Origin of the sequence: Serratia sp. MF1(2023), from assembly GCF_030954545.1 — a bacterium.
In the GTDB taxonomy this organism is placed as follows: domain Bacteria; phylum Pseudomonadota; class Gammaproteobacteria; order Enterobacterales; family Enterobacteriaceae; genus Serratia; species Serratia sarumanii.
The window spans coordinates 40884-56933 of sequence record NZ_JAVHUX010000021.1 but is presented as its reverse complement, the minus strand read 5'-3'; the positions used below and the strand labels follow the sequence as shown (position 1 = coordinate 56933).

At 58.2% G+C, this 16050-nt stretch carries 17 protein-coding genes; 7 read left to right on the top strand and 10 right to left on the bottom strand.

What is annotated here, in order from left to right; all coding sequences use genetic code 11:
• Positions 1-58 precede the first annotated feature (58 nt).
• The 8 genes from fabF to yceD form a co-directional block, all read right to left on the bottom strand.
• Complete coding sequence (gene fabF / locus REA38_RS12905) at positions 59-1300, bottom strand: beta-ketoacyl-ACP synthase II (RefSeq protein ID WP_033638042.1); 1242 nt, start codon at positions 1298-1300, stop codon at positions 59-61.
• Between the two features lie 82 nt (positions 1301-1382).
• Positions 1383-1619, bottom strand: coding sequence for an acyl carrier protein (gene acpP, locus REA38_RS12900; protein ID WP_004719003.1), 237 nt, complete (start codon positions 1617-1619; stop codon positions 1383-1385).
• 154 nt (positions 1620-1773) lie between these two features.
• Positions 1774-2508, bottom strand: a complete 735-nt coding sequence (gene fabG, locus REA38_RS12895; RefSeq protein ID WP_016928193.1) for a 3-oxoacyl-ACP reductase FabG — start codon at positions 2506-2508, stop codon at positions 1774-1776.
• An 11-nt stretch (positions 2509-2519) separates the two neighbouring features.
• Complete coding sequence (gene fabD, locus REA38_RS12890; RefSeq protein WP_015377451.1) at positions 2520-3449, bottom strand: ACP S-malonyltransferase; 930 nt, start codon at positions 3447-3449, stop codon at positions 2520-2522.
• An 18-nt stretch (positions 3450-3467) separates the two neighbouring features.
• Complete coding sequence (locus tag REA38_RS12885; RefSeq protein WP_025302411.1) at positions 3468-4421, bottom strand: beta-ketoacyl-ACP synthase III; 954 nt, start codon at positions 4419-4421, stop codon at positions 3468-3470.
• A gap of 6 nt (positions 4422-4427) precedes the next feature.
• Positions 4428-5462, bottom strand: coding sequence for a phosphate acyltransferase PlsX (gene plsX, locus REA38_RS12880; protein WP_071883797.1), 1035 nt, complete (start codon positions 5460-5462; stop codon positions 4428-4430).
• An 11-nt stretch (positions 5463-5473) separates the two neighbouring features.
• Entirely contained in the window at positions 5474-5641 is a 168-nt protein-coding gene (gene rpmF, locus REA38_RS12875; RefSeq protein ID WP_004927778.1) for a 50S ribosomal protein L32, read from the bottom strand.
• Positions 5642-5657: 16 nt separating this feature from the next.
• Positions 5658-6179 carry a 23S rRNA accumulation protein YceD gene (gene yceD / locus REA38_RS12870; protein ID WP_004927780.1) on the bottom strand — a complete coding sequence of 174 codons (522 nt, stop codon included), beginning with the start codon at positions 6177-6179 and terminating at the stop codon, positions 5658-5660.
• Positions 6180-6320: 141 nt separating this feature from the next.
• On the opposite strand from yceD, the gene REA38_RS12865 reads away from it, so the two are divergent.
• A complete protein-coding gene (locus tag REA38_RS12865; protein WP_048321419.1) occupies positions 6321-6902 on the top strand; it encodes a nucleoside triphosphate pyrophosphatase in 582 nt (193 codons plus the stop codon).
• A gap of 6 nt (positions 6903-6908) precedes the next feature.
• On the opposite strand, the gene rluC is transcribed toward REA38_RS12865, so the two are convergent.
• Positions 6909-7868 carry a 23S rRNA pseudouridine(955/2504/2580) synthase RluC gene (gene rluC / locus REA38_RS12860; protein ID WP_033646448.1) on the bottom strand — a complete coding sequence of 320 codons (960 nt, stop codon included), beginning with the start codon at positions 7866-7868 and terminating at the stop codon, positions 6909-6911.
• A 552-nt stretch (positions 7869-8420) separates the two neighbouring features.
• On the opposite strand from rluC, the gene rne reads away from it, so the two are divergent.
• Positions 8421-11798, top strand: coding sequence for a ribonuclease E (gene rne / locus REA38_RS12855; protein ID WP_308885999.1), 3378 nt, complete (start codon positions 8421-8423; stop codon positions 11796-11798).
• Positions 11799-11860: 62 nt separating this feature from the next.
• Here rne and REA38_RS12850 read toward each other — a convergent pair whose 3' ends face one another.
• Positions 11861-12148 carry a putative quinol monooxygenase gene (locus REA38_RS12850; RefSeq protein WP_033647446.1) on the bottom strand — a complete coding sequence of 96 codons (288 nt, stop codon included), beginning with the start codon at positions 12146-12148 and terminating at the stop codon, positions 11861-11863.
• Positions 12149-12361: 213 nt separating this feature from the next.
• Between REA38_RS12850 and pyrC the strand changes: the two genes are divergently transcribed.
• The 5 genes from pyrC to solA all read left to right on the top strand — a co-directional run bounded on the left by pyrC (position 12362) and on the right by solA (position 15844).
• Positions 12362-13408 carry a dihydroorotase gene (gene pyrC / locus REA38_RS12845; protein ID WP_033655064.1) on the top strand — a complete coding sequence of 349 codons (1047 nt, stop codon included), beginning with the start codon at positions 12362-12364 and terminating at the stop codon, positions 13406-13408.
• A 75-nt stretch (positions 13409-13483) separates the two neighbouring features.
• On the top strand, positions 13484-13723 hold the full coding sequence (gene dinI / locus REA38_RS12840; RefSeq protein WP_033638037.1) for a DNA damage-inducible protein I: 240 nt from the start codon (positions 13484-13486) through the stop codon (positions 13721-13723).
• 130 nt (positions 13724-13853) lie between these two features.
• Positions 13854-14132 (top strand): hypothetical protein, encoded by a 279-nt coding sequence (locus REA38_RS12835; RefSeq protein ID WP_033646451.1) that lies wholly within the window; start codon positions 13854-13856, stop codon positions 14130-14132.
• A 201-nt stretch (positions 14133-14333) separates the two neighbouring features.
• Positions 14334-14588, top strand: a complete 255-nt coding sequence (bssS, locus tag REA38_RS12830; RefSeq protein WP_004927812.1) for a biofilm formation regulator BssS — start codon at positions 14334-14336, stop codon at positions 14586-14588.
• Between the two features lie 140 nt (positions 14589-14728).
• A complete protein-coding gene (gene solA, locus REA38_RS12825; RefSeq protein ID WP_308885997.1) occupies positions 14729-15844 on the top strand; it encodes an N-methyl-L-tryptophan oxidase in 1116 nt (371 codons plus the stop codon).
• The last annotated feature ends 206 nt before the right edge of the window (positions 15845-16050 follow it).

Genomic DNA, 16050 nt, shown 5'->3' with positions numbered 1-16050 from the left:
AGGCGTAAAAAAGCCCGGTTAAAAAACCGGGCTTTTCATCAGCTATCCACAGCGCGAGTTACACTCGGCGGAAGATCAGCGAGCCATTGGTGCCGCCGAAGCCGAAGGAGTTACACAGGCTGAACTCCATATCGCTGACCTGGCGCGCTTCGTGAGGCACGAAGTCCAGATCGCAACCTTCATCCGGGTTATCCAGGTTGATGGTTGGCGGTACCGCCTGATCGCGCAGCGCCAGCACGGTGAAGATAGACTCGATCGCGCCTGCCGCACCCAACAGGTGGCCAGTCATCGATTTGGTCGAGCTCACCAGCACGCGCTCTGCATCGGCGCCGAAGACGGATTTCACCGCCTGCGCTTCCGCCTGGTCGCCCGCCGGCGTAGAGGTGCCGTGCGCGTTGATGTAGCCGATTTGTGACGGGGTCACACCGGCGTCAAGCAGGGCATTTTCCATCGCCAGCGCAGCGCCTGCGCCGTTTTCCGGTGGCGACGTCATGTGATAAGCATCGCTGCTCATCCCAAAGCCCACCACTTCGGCGTAGATTTTCGCGCCGCGCTTTTTCGCGTGCTCGTACTCTTCCAGCACCATCATGCCGGCGCCGTCGCCCAGCACAAAACCGTCGCGGTCTTTATCCCACGGACGGCTCGCCGCCTGCGGGTTGTCATTACGAGTGGACAGGGCGCGCGCTGCGCCAAAGCCGCCGACGCCCAATGGGGTGCTGGCTTTCTCTGCCCCACCGGCCAGCATCACGTCCGCATCATTGTAGGCAATGATACGCGCCGCATGGCCGATGTTGTGCACACCTGAAGTACAGGCGGTGGCGATGGAAATGCTTGGGCCACGCATGCCGTACATGATTGTCAGGTGACCGGCAATCATATTCACGATGGTGGATGGCACGAAGAACGGACTGATTTTCCGTGGGCCACCGTTAACCAGTGAACTGTGGTTTTCTTCGATCAAACCCAGGCCGCCGATGCCGGAACCGATCGCGGCTCCAATGCGGCTGGCGTTAGCCTCGGTGATGTCCAGGCCTGCATCCTGCATGGCTTGCATGCCGGCAGCGATACCGTACTGGATAAAGGCGTCCATCTTGCGCGCATCTTTGCGCGAGATGAAATCCTCGGAATTAAAATTCTTTACCAGGCCAGCAAACTTGGTCGCATAGGCAGTGGTATCGAAATGGTCGATCAGGCTGATGCCACTCTGACCGGCAAGAAGAGCGTTCCACGTGGACTCTACCGTATTGCCGACAGGAGACAACATGCCCAGTCCGGTCACAACTACTCGACGCTTAGACACGTTTGTCCTCCAGGGAGGGAAAAATATGACACTAGGGATAGAAAAAACTTAGGCGGTCGAGCGACCGCCTAGATATGTTCTCTTACTGCTGGCTAGCGTTGATGAAATCAATAGCTGCCTGAACAGTAGTGATCTTCTCAGCTTCTTCGTCTGGAATCTCGGTGTCGAATTCTTCTTCCAGTGCCATTACCAGCTCAACGGTGTCAAGAGAATCAGCGCCCAGATCTTCAACGAAAGAAGCGTTGTTCAAAACTTCTTCCTGTTTAACACCCAGTTGCTCAACAATGATTTTCTTAACGCGTTCTTCGATAGTGCTCATACTCTTAAATTTCCTATCAAAACTCGCTTTCGCGATGGTTTTCGTAGTGTATAAAATGCTGAAAAAGATGCAACTAAATCCCGGCTGGTCAAACCACGATTTTACGCTATTTTGCGGTTTTTGCCTCAAATAACGCAAATGGTTTTCACATTTTTTAAATCATGTACATGCCGCCATTGACATGTAACGTTTCACCGGTGATATAGCCGGCCTCATCAGAGGCCAAAAATGCAACAGCGCTGGCGATTTCTTTAGCATCGCCCAGCCGGTTGGCTGGAACTGATGACAAAATGCCTGCGCGTTGATCATCTGTCAACGCCCGTGTCATGTCCGTCTCAATAAAGCCAGGTGCCACGACGTTGACCGTAATGCCACGCGAAGCAACTTCACGTGCCAAAGATTTGCTAAAACCAATCAGACCGGCTTTAGCCGCCGCGTAGTTCGCCTGCCCTGCGTTCCCCATGGTGCCGACAACGGAACCGATGGTGATGATACGGCCAAACCGCTTTTTCATCATAGCGCGCATTACCGCTTTTGACAGGCGGAATACGGAAGTCAGGTTGGTGTCGAGGATATCCTCCCACTCATCATCCTTCATACGCATCAGCAGGTTATCACGCGTGATGCCGGCATTATTCACTAAAATGTCGATTTCGCCAAATTCGGCGCGAATCGATGCCAGCACGCTGTCGATAGATTGCGCATCAACAACGTTCAACATAAACCCTTTGCCGTTTGCGCCCAGGTAGCTGCTGATCGCTTCAGCGCCGCTCTCGCTGGTCGCGGTGCCGATCACTTTGGCGCCGCGTGCCACAAACGTTTCTGCAATAGCTCGGCCAATACCGCGGCTCGCGCCGGTGACCAGAACGATTTTACCTTCGAAGCTCATCATTTTCCTCTTTATTGTTCAAGCGCCGCCGACAGGCTGGCGGTGTCGTTCACCGCCGCAGCCGTCAGGGTGTCAACAATACGTTTAGTCAGACCGGTCAGCACTTTGCCCGGCCCCACTTCCAGCAGCGACGTCACTCCCTGTGCTGCGATAAATTCTACACTCTCGGTCCAACGCACCGGGCTGTACAGCTGACGCACCAGCGCGCTACGGATCGCTTCCGGATCGTTTTCGGTGCGCACGTCGACGTTGTTCACCACCGGCACCTGCGGCGCGTTGAAGGTGATGTCCTGCAGCGCCACGGCCAGCTTGTCGGCGGCCGGTTTCATCAGCGCACAGTGCGAAGGCACGCTCACCGGCAGCGGCAGCGCGCGCTTGGCGCCTGCGGCTTTGCAGGCGGCGCCTGCGCGCTCAACCGCTTCTTTGTTGCCGGCGATGACCACCTGGCCCGGCGAGTTGAAGTTGACCGGAGAAACCACCTGCCCCTGCGCAGACTCTTCACACGCCTTGGCGATCGCGTCGTTGTCCAGACCGATGATGGCGTACATCGCGCCGGTGCCTTCCGGCACCGCTTCCTGCATCAGCTTGCCGCGCAGCTCGACCAGACGGATCGCCGCCTTGAAGTCCAGCACGCCGGCGCAGACCAGCGCCGAGTATTCGCCCAGGCTGTGGCCCGCCATCAGCGCAGGCGCTTTACCGCCCTGCTGCTGCCAAACGCGGAAAATCGCCACCGAGGCGGCCAGCAGAGCCGGTTGGGTCTGCCAGGTTTTGTTCAGCTCTTCCGCCGGGCCTTGCTGCACCAGCTGCCACAGGTCGTACCCCAGTGCGGAAGAGGCTTCGCCGAAGGTTTCTTCGACGATCGGAAACTGTGCGGCCAACTCGGCCAGCATGCCAACGGTCTGCGACCCCTGGCCCGGGAAAACAAAAGCAAATTGCGTCATTTTTTCTTCCTGTCCAAATCAGAAACGAACCAGCGCCGAGCCCCAGGTAAAGCCGCCGCCGAAGGCCTCCAGCAGCACCAGTTGGCCACGCTGAATTCGCCCGTCGCGCACCGCTTCGTCCAGTGCGGAAGGCACCGAGGCGGCAGAGGTGTTGCCGTGACGATCGAGCGTCACCACCACTTTGTCCATCCCCATGCCCAGTTTTTTCGCCGTTGCGCTGATGATGCGCAGGTTGGCCTGGTGCGGCACCAGCCAATCCAGCTCGCTGCGGTCCATGTTGTTGGCCTGCAGCGTCTCGTCGACGATGCGCGCCAGCTCGGTAACCGCAACCTTAAAGACTTCGTTGCCCGCCATGGTGACATAGGCCGGCTTGTCTTGATTCTGGCGATCCTTGTACGGCAGCGTCAGCAGGTTGCCGTAGCTGCCGTCGGCATGCAGATGGGTAGACAGAATGCCCGGCGCTTCAGAAGCCCCCAGCACCACCGCCCCTGCGCCATCGCCAAACAGAATGATGGTGCCGCGATCTTCAGGATCCAGCGTGCGCGACAAGACGTCCGCGCCGATAACCAGCGCATGTTTGACCGCGCCGTTCTTCACGTACTGATCGGCCACGCTGAGCGCATAAGTAAAGCCGGCGCAGGCCGCAGCCAGATCGAACGCCGCGCAGTCTTTGATGCCCAGCATTTGCTGCACCAGGCACGCCGCGCTCGGGAACGCGTGAGTGGTCGTGGTGGTCGCCACGACGATCAGCCCAATGTCTTCTTTAGCCACACCTGCCATTTCCAGCGCTTTCTCAGCGGCCTGGAAGCTCATCGTCGCGACGGTTTCATCCGCAGCGGCGATGCGACGTTCGCGGATACCGGTACGCGTGACGATCCACTCGTCAGAGGTATCCACCATTTTTTCCAAATCAGCATTGGTGCGCACTTGTACGGGCAAATAACTCCCCGTACCGAGAATCTTTGTATACATGTACGATCAGTCACTCTTAGGTAATACAGCCTCAAGGCGCGCAGCAATCCTTTCCGGGACTTGCCGCTGCACCGCCTGCACAGCCTGTTCGATTGCGACTGCAAACGCGTGAGGGTTCGCAGCGCCGTGGCTCTTGACTACGGTGCTGCGCAATCCTAACAGACATGCGCCATTATACTGGTCGGGGTTCAGGTGGCCGAACCGCTTAACCACCCGTTTTTGCAACCAACGGCCCAACAATTTCAGCCACCACGCTCGCTTGTTGCCGTCGCCGGACGATTTCAGCAGCGATAAGAACACCCTGACCACCCCTTCCATGGTTTTCAGGGTGACGTTGCCCACGAAGCCATCGCACACCAACACGTCGGTCTTACCGGTGAGCAGCTCGTTTCCTTCCAGGTAACCAATATAGTTGATTGCCGGAGTATTTTTTAGCACAGCGGCCGCTTCGCGGATATTATCCAGGCCTTTGGTCTCTTCTTCGCCAATATTCAGCAGCGCCACCCGCGGTTGCGCAATGCCGATCACCTCTTCCGCCATCACCGCGCCCATCACGGCAAACTGCACCAGCATGGTGCTGTCGCACTCGACGTTGGCGCCCAAATCCAGCACCACGGTTTTACTGCGTTGCTGATTCGGGATCGCCGTCATCAGCGCCGGGCGCTCGATGCCTTCCAGCGGCTTGACCAACAGCTTCGCCAATCCCATCAGCGCACCGGTATTGCCGGCGCTGACGCAGCCCTGCGCTTTACCGCTGCTGAGCTGCTCGAGCGCAATGCGCATCGACGTGCCGCGGCTGGCGCGTATCGCTTGTGAAGGTTTGGCGTCGCCGGCGATCACGGACTCGGCGGGCACGACTTGCAGACGCTCCAGAAGAACCGGATCGGCGTGGGCAAGCAAAGGGGAGATGACGTCGGGATTGCCGACCAGCAGGAGATGAAGCTGTAAATTAGAGGCCAGTGCCTGCAACGAAGCAGGCACTGTGACGCAGGGACCGAAGTCCCCGCCCATTGCATCTAACGCCAGGGTTAGACGAGTCAAGGTATCGCTACTTAGCCGATAACCTTGCGACCGCGGTAGAAACCGTCGGCAGTGATGTGGTGACGACGGTGAGTTTCACCGGATACTTTGTCTACAGACAGAGTAGTCGTGGTCAGAGCATCGTGAGAACGACGCATGCCACGCTTGGAACGGGTTGGTTTATTCTGTTGTACGGCCATGGACCTTACTCCTCAATTACTTACGCTTTAAACTGGCTAATACGGCAAACGGATTCGGTTTCTCCGCCTCGGGAGGCAGTTGGCCAAATACCATGTCCGCTTCGGACACTTCACAGTGTTCAGATTCATGTACCGGAACGACAGGCAGTGAAAGAATAATTTCGTCTTCAATCATCGCCAACAGATCGACTTCGCCAAACTCGTCAACTTCGATCGGTTCGTACGCTTCCGGTAATGCCTCAGCCTGCTCATCATTGACGACCGGGCTAAAACAATATGTTGTGTGAACCTGATGTTCGAACGGGACTCCACAGCGTTGGCACATCAACGTTACCGTGACGTCCGCATGCCCTGTTATCACCGCGAGGCGTTGATTGTCGATATTGAACGACAACGACACCTCGACATCACTGTCCACACTGACCACGGAGTCGGCAACACGAGTAACCTGCTCAGGCGCATAGACACCAGCATAGTCCAGGCGTTTCTGAGCGGTACGTACCGCATCAATGGTCAAGGGTAATTTTACCTTTTGCATAGGGCGCGCATATTAACTTTGTAACGACATAGAGTCAAAGAAAAAGGCCGTAAAACGGCTCCTTTCACCAATATTCGCTTCCACAGCGGCCGACAGTTTAAAATGCCATACCCATTTACGCTACGGTTTGCGAAAAAAATTATGCAGAGATTGCTTTTAGCCTCCACCTCACCCTATCGAAAAATGCTGCTGGAGAAGTTACGGCTGCCCTTCGACTGCGCCGCACCCGAGGTGGATGAAACCCCACTGCCGGGCGAAAGCGCCGAAGCGCTGGTGCTGCGCCTGGCGGCGGCGAAGGCTCAGGCGCTGGCCCTCGCCTATCCCGAGCATCTGATCATCGGCTCCGATCAGGTCTGCGTGATCGATGGCAACATCACCGGCAAGCCCCATACCGAGGAAAACGCCCGGGCGCAGCTGCGCCAGGCCAGCGCCCAGGCCGTGACCTTCTATACCGGCCTGGCGCTGTACAACGGCCGCAGCAAGCAGCTGCAGGCCCTGTGCGAGCCGTTCCACGTGCATTTTCGCGCGTTGAGCGAAGCGGAGATCGCCGCCTATGTACGTCTGGAGCAACCGCTGAACTGCGCGGGCAGTTTCAAGAGCGAGGGATTGGGGATCGCGCTGTTCGACAGGTTGGAAGGCCGGGACCCGAACGCCCTGATCGGCCTGCCGTTGATCGCGCTGTTGGACATGTTGCGGGCTGAAGGCATCAACCCGCTGGTCTGACGCGGATTACTTGGCCACCTGCCGGCGCAGCACCTGCAGGCAGTGGCGCAGCTCTTGGTCCATCGGCGCTTCGATGCGCATCGTTTCGCCGGTGGCCGGATGCTCGAAGCGCAGCGCCGCGGCGTGCAGGAACAGCCGCTTCAGGCCGGTACCCGCCAGTTGGCGATCGAACTCGCGGTCGCCATAGCGATCGTCAAAGGCGATCGGGTGCCCGGCATGCAGCGTGTGCACGCGGATCTGGTGAGTGCGCCCGGTGATCGGGCTGGCCTTCACCAGCGTGGCGAATTCGTAACGCTCTTCCACCTTGAAGCGGGTTTCCGAAGGCTTGCCTTCGCTGCTGACGCGCACGATGCGCTCGCCGCTTTGCAGAATGTTTTTCAGCAGCGGCGCCTGTACGGCCTTGCAGTGGGATTGCCACTGGCCGCGCACCAGCGCCAGATAATCCTTCTGCATGCCCTTCAGCCGCAGCTGTTCATGCAGCGAGCGCAGCGCGGAGCGCTTCTTGGCCACCAGCAGCACGCCGGAGGTGTCGCGATCCAGACGGTGCACCAGCTCGAGGAAGCGGGCTTCCGGGCGCAGCGCGCGCAGCCCTTCGATCACGCCGAAGCTCAGGCCGCTGCCGCCGTGCACCGCGGTGCCGGAAGGCTTGTTGAGGATCAGCAGGTGGTCGTCTTCATACAGAATGCAATCGGCCAGCGCAGCTACCTTATCCAGCTTGGCCGACACCGGCGTCTCTTCGCGCTCGGCCACCCGCACCGGCGGCACGCGCACCACGTCGCCGGCCGCCAATTTGTATTCGACCTTGATGCGCCCTTTATTGACCCGCACCTCGCCTTTGCGCACGATGCGGTAAATCATGCTTTTCGGCACGCCTTTCAGGCGAGCGAGCAGAAAGTTGTCGATTCTCTGACCGGCTTCGTCGTCGGAAATCGTGATGAATTGTACTGCTGGATTGTTCGTTTTCATGGTGCGGGATTCTAAATAGAGCGCGTGAATAGCGCCACATCTTTTTCTGTGCTTAACTGTCTCTCTGACGGCGGGCGAAACCCCAGCGGACAATAAGGCAGCAAGCCGGTTTGAACGTTTGCGATTTCTTCCGCAGTTAAGGAAAAGTCACCTTGCTATAACGGCATCAGCAGTGGAATAATGCAGTCACTTTCCGCGTTGATTCTCGTTAAACAGGGAAAACGGTGGAATTATAAAATTTGTCTGATCGCGCAAAAACGCAGCAATGGCGTAAGACGTAATGCGAAATCAAACAATTAGCGGGCTGCGGGTTGCAGCTTGGCCGGCAAATGGAATCAGATCTGTCGACGTAAATCAGAGGCTATTCCCCTAGTAAAAGTGCTGTCTTTCACAAAGAAAAGCAGGCTTACCGAGATAATGCGCCCCTATGCAGGCGACAACCGTGAGGTTGACGGCTTTGCGAGAAGACACGGGGCTTTCGGTTTAACTCCGGCCATGAGGTTATTTTGCCCGCAGCTTTGTCGATAATGTAAAAATAACGAGTAAGTTAAGATGAAAAGAATGTTGATTAACGCAACTCAGCAGGAAGAGTTGCGTGTTGCCCTCGTAGATGGACAGCGGCTGTATGATTTGGATATCGAAAGTCCGGGTCATGAGCAGAAAAAAGCGAATATTTACAAAGGCAAAATCACCCGCATTGAACCAAGTCTTGAAGCAGCGTTCGTGGACTACGGCGCAGAACGACATGGTTTCCTCCCTCTTAAAGAAATCGCCCGCGAATACTTCCCTAGCAATTACTCTTCCCATGGCCGCCCGAACATCAAAGATGTGCTGCGCGAAGGCCAGGAAGTCATCGTTCAGGTAGACAAAGAAGAACGTGGCAACAAAGGCGCCGCCTTGACCACCTTCATCAGTCTCGCGGGCAGTTATCTGGTGCTGATGCCGAACAACCCGCGCGCCGGCGGTATTTCCCGCCGCATCGAGGGTGACGATCGCACCGAGTTGAAAGAAGCGCTCTCCTCGCTGCAACTGCCGGACGGCATGGGCCTGATCGTTCGCACCGCGGGCGTAGGCAAATCCGCCGACGCGCTGCAGTGGGATCTCTCCTTCCGCCTGAAGCACTGGGAAGCGATTAAAAAAGCCGCCGAAGGCCGCCCCGCGCCGTTCCTGATCCACCAGGAAAGCAACGTTATCGTGCGCGCCTTCCGCGATTACCTGCGCCCGGACATCGGCGAAATCCTGATCGACAACCCGAAAATTCTCGATCTGGCCAAAGAGCACATCGCTGCGCTGGGCCGCCCGGATTTCAGCAGCAAAATCAAACTGTACAGCGGTGAAATCCCTCTGTTCAGCCACTACCAGATCGAATCGCAGATCGAATCCGCCTTCCAGCGTGAAGTGCGCCTGCCGTCCGGCGGCTCGATCGTCATCGACAGCACCGAAGCGCTGACCGCCATCGACATCAACTCCGCCCGCGCCACCCGCGGCGGCGACATCGAAGAGACGGCGTTCAACACCAACCTGGAAGCGGCGGACGAGATCGCTCGCCAGCTGCGCCTGCGTGACCTTGGCGGCCTGATCGTCATCGACTTCATCGACATGACGCCGGTTCGCCACCAGCGCGAAGTGGAAAACCGCCTGCGCGATGCCGTGCGCCAAGACCGCGCGCGCATCCAGATCGGCCGCATTTCCCGTTTCGGCCTGCTGGAAATGTCCCGTCAGCGCCTCAGCCCGTCGCTGGGCGAATCCAGCCACCACGTGTGCCCACGCTGTAACGGCACCGGCACCATTCGCGACAACGAATCGCTGGCGCTGTCCATCCTGCGCCTGATCGAAGAAGAAGCGCTGAAGGAAAACACCAAAGAAGTTCACGCTATCGTGCCGGTTCAGGTTGCTTCGTACCTGCTGAACGAAAAGCGCGAATCCGTCAGCGCGATCGAAAAACGTCAGGGTGGCGTGAAAGCCGTCATCGTGCCTAACGATGAAATGCAAACCCCGCACTACTCGGTGCTGCGCGTGCGCAAGGGCGAGGAAACCTCTACCCTCAGCTACCTGCTGCCGAAGCTGCACGAAGAAGACATGGAGCGCCCGCTGGAAGACGCGCCGATGGAACGCAAGCGTCCGGAGCAACCGGCCCTGGCTTCCTTCTCCCTGTCCGCCGATGCGCCACCGCCGGCTGAAGAACCTGTCGCCGTGGCCAAACCTGCCACCGCCGCCAAAGCTAAAGCCGCAACGCCGGCCGCCGCCAAGCCGGGCTTCCTGGGCCGCCTGTTCGGTGGTCTGAAGAGCCTGTTCGCCGGTGAGGAACAACCTGCCGTCGAAGAAACCAAACCGGCCGAAACGCCGAAGGCGGAAAGCAACGGTGAAAACCGTCGTCAGGATCGTCGCGGTCAGCGTCGCCAAGGCACCGGCCGTAAAGAGCGCGGTGAGCGTGGCGACCGTCCGGAACGCGGCGAGCGTAAAGAGCGCGGTGAAGGCCGTGACAATCGCGAGCGCGACAACCGTGAGCCGCGTGAGAACCGCGAAGGCCGTGAATCGCGTGAATCCCGCGATGAACAGCGCCGTAACCGCCGCAACCAGCAGCAGAACGCGCCGGTAGCGGAGGAAACCGCCTCGGAAGACAGCGCTAAAGCGCCGCGCGAAGATCAGCAGCAACGCCGTGAGCAGCGTGCTGAACGCCAGCGTCGTCGTCAGGAAGAAAAACGTCAGGCGCAGCAGGAAGTGAAAGCGCTGGAAAGCGTTGAAGCTGTCGAGAGCACCGACGAAGAGCAGGAAGAACGCCAGCAGCAGAACATGCAGCGCCGCCAGCGCCGCCCTCTGTCGCAGAAAGTGCGTATCCTGTCTGCGGAAGAAGAACTGCAGCGTGCAGCGGAAGAGTTGTTGGCGCCGAAAGCGCCGGTAGCGAAAGCCGAAGTCGCGCAGCCGACCGCCGACGACAGCGTCAAGCTGCTGCCGGAAACCGTTGCCGCTCAGCCGGAAGACGATGCCCAGGGCGAAAACCGTGGCAACGGCGAAGGCATGCCGCGCCGTTCCCGTCGTTCACCGCGTCACCTGCGCGTCAGCGGACAGCGTCGCCGTCGTTACCGCGATGAGCGTTACCCGCTGCAGTCCCCAATGCCGCTGGCGGGCGCGTTCGCTTCGCCGGAAATGGCATCGGGCAAAGTCTGGGTAAGCTACCCGGTTGCTCAGGTTGAAGAAGCCGAAGTGCAGGCCGAAGCCGTAGAAGTAGAACAGGCAGCGGCACCGGTTGTCGCCGCAGCGGTTGAACAGCACAGCGTTGCCGTGGAAGAAACTCAGGCTGCGGCCAGCGTCAACGAGCCGGCACCAGAAGCCGCCGTTGAAACTGCGGCCGTTACCGTAACGGAAGAAGCTGCAGCCGTAGCGCCTGTCGTTGCCACCCCGGCCGAGGAAACCCCGGCGCCGGTGGAAGCCGCGCCGGCACCTGCCGCAGTTGAAGAACCGAAAGCGGAAGAGACTGCCCCGGCAGTGGAAGCCGAGCCGGTAGCTGAAACCGTTGCGGCAGAACCTGTGGTTGAAGCCAAGCCGGTGGAAGACGAGCCTGTGGTCGACGCTGCGCCGGCAGAAGCTGCGCAAGCGGAAGAAACGCCAGTGGCAGAAGCAGCGCCTGCGCCAGCCGCCGTGGAAGCCGCTCCGGTCGAAAAAGCCCCGGCGCCAATCGCCGCAGAACCTGCGCCTGTGGTTGCTCAGCAGCCGGCACCGGTGAAAGCCGTGCAGGACGTACTGTACAAACACATCGCCACTGCGCCGATGACCAAAGCGCCTGCGCCGGCCTACGTGCCGGAAGAACGCAAGCACAGCGACTGGCAGCGCCCTTCCTTCAACTTTGAAGGCAAAGGCTCGGCAGGCGGCCATTCGGCGGTGAGCCAGGCCACCGCGCCGGCCACCAAGCCGCAGCCGGTTAACGAATAAGTTAATCTGCAGCTCTAAAAAAAACCCGCCATCGGCGGGTTTTTTCTTGCCTGCAAAAAGGCTCAGGCTATCTTTTTCAGTTTTTTGATGTCTAAAACATCCAACTTGCCGTCAAGCCGGCTGACGAACTGCTGAAAATGCGCCGTCTCATTATGCTTATCCAGCGCTTCGCTGCTGGCCCAACGCTCAAAGAACACGAAAACGCCCGGCTTTTCCAGATCGCGATGCAAATCATATTGCAGGTTGCCCAACTCCTGGCGGCTCGGCTCGAGAATGTCGTGCACCGCTTCGCTGACGGCGTCTTCAAATCCCGCTTTCGCTTGCAGGGTGGCGATAACGCGTACTTCCATTGCTTTCTCCCTTTCCACTTGATGAAGGTCGACGGTATTGGCGTCGGCATCGTTGAAATCCCTGTTACTATGCGCCCGCCGCGCTATTGATTTCAACTTGTCGCCAACAAACAGATGCATCTCAGGCGCTTTCCGCTTATCCTTACACCCCGGCGTGAATAAACCCATTATTCGCTTTTCATTAGACGTATTTGACCGCCGGAGCCTAGCTAGATGACCGCACAACCTCAAGTTCTGAAAATCCGCCGCCCAGACGACTGGCATATCCACCTGCGTGACGACGAGATGCTGAAAACGGTGGTGCCCTATACCAGCCAGGTATTTGGCCGGGCGATCGTGATGCCGAACCTGGTTCCGCCCGTAACGACCGTGGCCGCCGCGCGCGCCTACCGCGATCGCATTTTGGCGGCGGTCCCGCAGGGCCACAACTTCACTCCGCTGATGACCTGCTATCTGACCAACTCCCTGGCGGCCAGTGAACTGGTCAACGGCTTTGAGCAAGGGGTGTTTACTGCCGCCAAGCTGTATCCGGCCAACGCCACCACCAACTCCAGCCACGGCGTCAGCGACGTGACCGGCATTTACCCGCTGTTCGAACAGATGCAAAAAATCGGCATGCCTTTGCTGATCCACGGCGAAGTGACCGACCCTGCCGTCGATATCTTCGACCGCGAGGCGCGCTTTATCGAGCAGGTGATGGAACCGATCCGCCAGCAGTTCCCGGAGCTGAAGATCGTCTTCGAGCACATCACCACCAAAGAAGCGGCGCAATATGTGCAGGCAGGCAATCGTTTCCTCGGCGCCACCATCACGCCGCAGCACCTGATGTTCAACCGCAACCACATGCTGGTCGGCGGCATTCGCCCACACCTGTTCTGCCTGCCGATCCTCAAGCGCAATGTCCATCAGGAAGCGCTGCGTCAGGCGGTCGCCAGCGGCTCGGATCGTTTCTTCCTCGGTACCGACTCCGCGCCGCACCTCAAGCATCGCAAAGAGTCCAGCTGCGGCTGCGCCGGCTGTTTCAACGCGCCGAATGCCATCCCGGCTTACGCCGCGGTGTTCGAACAGCTCGGCGCGCTGGCGCACTTTGAGGCCTTCTGCTCGCTCAACGGCCCGCGTTTCTATGGCCTGCCGCTCAACGAAGACTTCATCGAGCTGCAGCGCGTGTCGACCACCCAGCCGGAAGAGATCGCCCTGGGCAATGAATCCGTGATCCCCTTCCTGGCCGGTGAAACCCTGAACTGGTCGCTGAAAGACTGATATTTTTTCTTCGCCCTCTTGCCCCCGTACTCGGTTAACTGTATAAATAAACAGTAAATCGCTTCGGGGGCAATTATGCGTGTTGAAGTCACTATAGATAAAACCCGGCCGCTGCCGTCGGGCGCCATTGAGGCGCTGACCGGTGAACTGGGCAAACGGGTCAATCGCCAGTTTCCAGACGCCGTCGTGCACGTACGTTATGCCGGCGCCAACGGGCTCTCCGTGCTGGGGGGCGCCAAAACCGACCGGGATCTGATCGAGGAAATCCTTCAGGAAACCTGGGAAAGCGCGGACGAGTGGTTCAGCGCAGAATAACACTGCAATGCTGTTTTTGCCGGGGGTCGCTCTCCGGCTTTTTTGTTTCTGGCGCCCAGCCCATTCATCGCTTACCCTTACTCTGGAACAAAATCCGCCTCAGCGCTGTATTTAACGCAAAGGAGTAAGCATGGCCCCGGACAAGGTGAAATCCGAAGACGCAATGACGTTTGGCGAACTGCTGGCGTTGATTGCCGATCAGAAAAGGCGCTTGAACGTACTGGAAGTGGCTTTCTCTTATCTGGCCTTCAGCCTGGATGACAAAGCCAACCAGCGGCTGATCCACAGCCTGAAGCTGGAATCGCACAGCCAGAATCGCGACGCCGAAACGCAAAAGCATTTCGCCCATTTGGCCGAAGAGCTGGAAAAATGTCTGTATGGTGCATCGCCACCTGCCGACGCGGAATAACGCGCCGCGCTGTACTCACCCACTGCAACACATACAAATTTGTAGAATAATTGCTCAAATAAATATTTATTTTGCAAATTTTGGTGACAACCCCCTCCACCGATGAAAGCGGATGCGTATACTGTAATTGCTCTCATGATGATGAGCCGCATTGATCCTCGTTAGTCACTCACGGTAGTTACTACTCAATAAGGGGTCTTTATGGACAGAAATGATGAAGTAATTCAGACGCACCCGCTTGTCGGTTGGGATATCAGTACTGTCGACGTTTACGACGCCATGATGATACGCCTTCATTACCTGTCTTCACTAGACCAAACGCCCGAAGAAGCCCAAGTAGACAGAACGCTTTGGCTGACCACAGATGTCGCCCGTCAATTAATCAATATCTTAGAGGCCGGCATCGCCAAGATTGAAGCTACGGATTATCAGGATCTTGATCGCAGAAAACATTGATTCATCGTCCCCTAACCCCTAAGGCGCCGCGCCCCATTCCCGGCGCCTTTTTCTTTGCCCTTCGCCGTTCAATCAGTGCATTGCGCCCGCCAACCTTTTATCATGGGCGATAAGAAATCGCTATCAGAGAGGGTCGGCACGTGGAATATGATTTGATTGTGGTGGGCTGCGGTTCAGTCGGCGCAGCGGCAGGGTATTACGCAACCCGCGCCGGCTTGAAAGTGCTGATGATCGACAGCGCCATTCCCCCGCACCGCAACGGCAGCCATCACGGCGATACCCGCATCATCCGTCACGCTTACGGCGAAGGTGAAAAGTACGTGCCGCTGGTGCTGCGCGCGCAGGCGTTGTGGAATGCGCTGATTCAACATTCCGGCGAGGAACTGTTCCAGTCGTGCGGCGTACTCAACCTGGGGCCGCAGCACTCCGAATTCATTCGCAATGCTCAGCAGAGCGCGCAAAAATTCCGCCTGAACGCACAGACCCTCAGCGCCGAACAGATTGCTCAACGCTGGCCGGAATTCCGCACGCCGGAAGGTTACGTCGGCGTTTTCGAGCCGGACGCCGGCTTCCTGCGTTCCGAACTGGCGGTGGCCAGCCTGATCAAGCTGGCGAAAGAGGCCGGCTGCAGCCAGTTGTTCAACTGCCCGGTCAGCGCGGTGGAGCCTATCGATGGCGGCGTTGAAGTCGTCACCGGCGAAGGGCGTTTCACGGCGCGAAAAGCGGTGGTCACCGCCGGCACCTGGGTGAAAGCGCTGGTGCCGCAGCTGCCGGTTGCGCCATTGCGCAAGGTATTCTCCTGGCATCAGGCGGATGGCCGCTACAGCGTGAACAATCGCTTCCCGGCCTTTACCGTTGAAGCGCAAGACGGCACGCACTATTACGGCTTCCCGGCGGATAACGACGGCCTGAAAGTGGGCAAACACGCCGGTGGCCAGCCGATGGATGCCCCCGAGCAGCGTAAACCTTTCGGCAGCCACACCAGCGACGGCACCGAAGTCTTCACCTTCCTGCGGCAGTTTTTGCCGGGTGTAGGCGTATGTTTACACGGCGAAGCCTGCAGCTATGACATGAGCCCCGACGAAGACTTTATTATCGATACCCTGCCGGAGTGCGATCGCCTGATGGTCATCAGCGGATTGAGCGGCCACGGCTTCAAGTTCGCCAGCGCACTGGGCGAGATTGCCGCGCTGTTCGCGCAGGACAAAGCGCCGCCGGTCGACGTCTCCAGCTTTGGTCTGAAACGATTTAGCTAAGCGAAGGCTGTCGCTGTCCTGGTTCCCGTCGAGCCCTGGACAGCGAAATCTGACGGTTACAATTTCTTAACCTGCTAACTCTTTTAAATACCAAGTAAAAATTCTTATAACGGAAATTTCTTGCATTCAGCAGTTGAATTTCCGAATTGAACACTTGCAGTGTAAGTCCTATTTTACAGAAGATATGCTCCATCGGCTTTCAACAA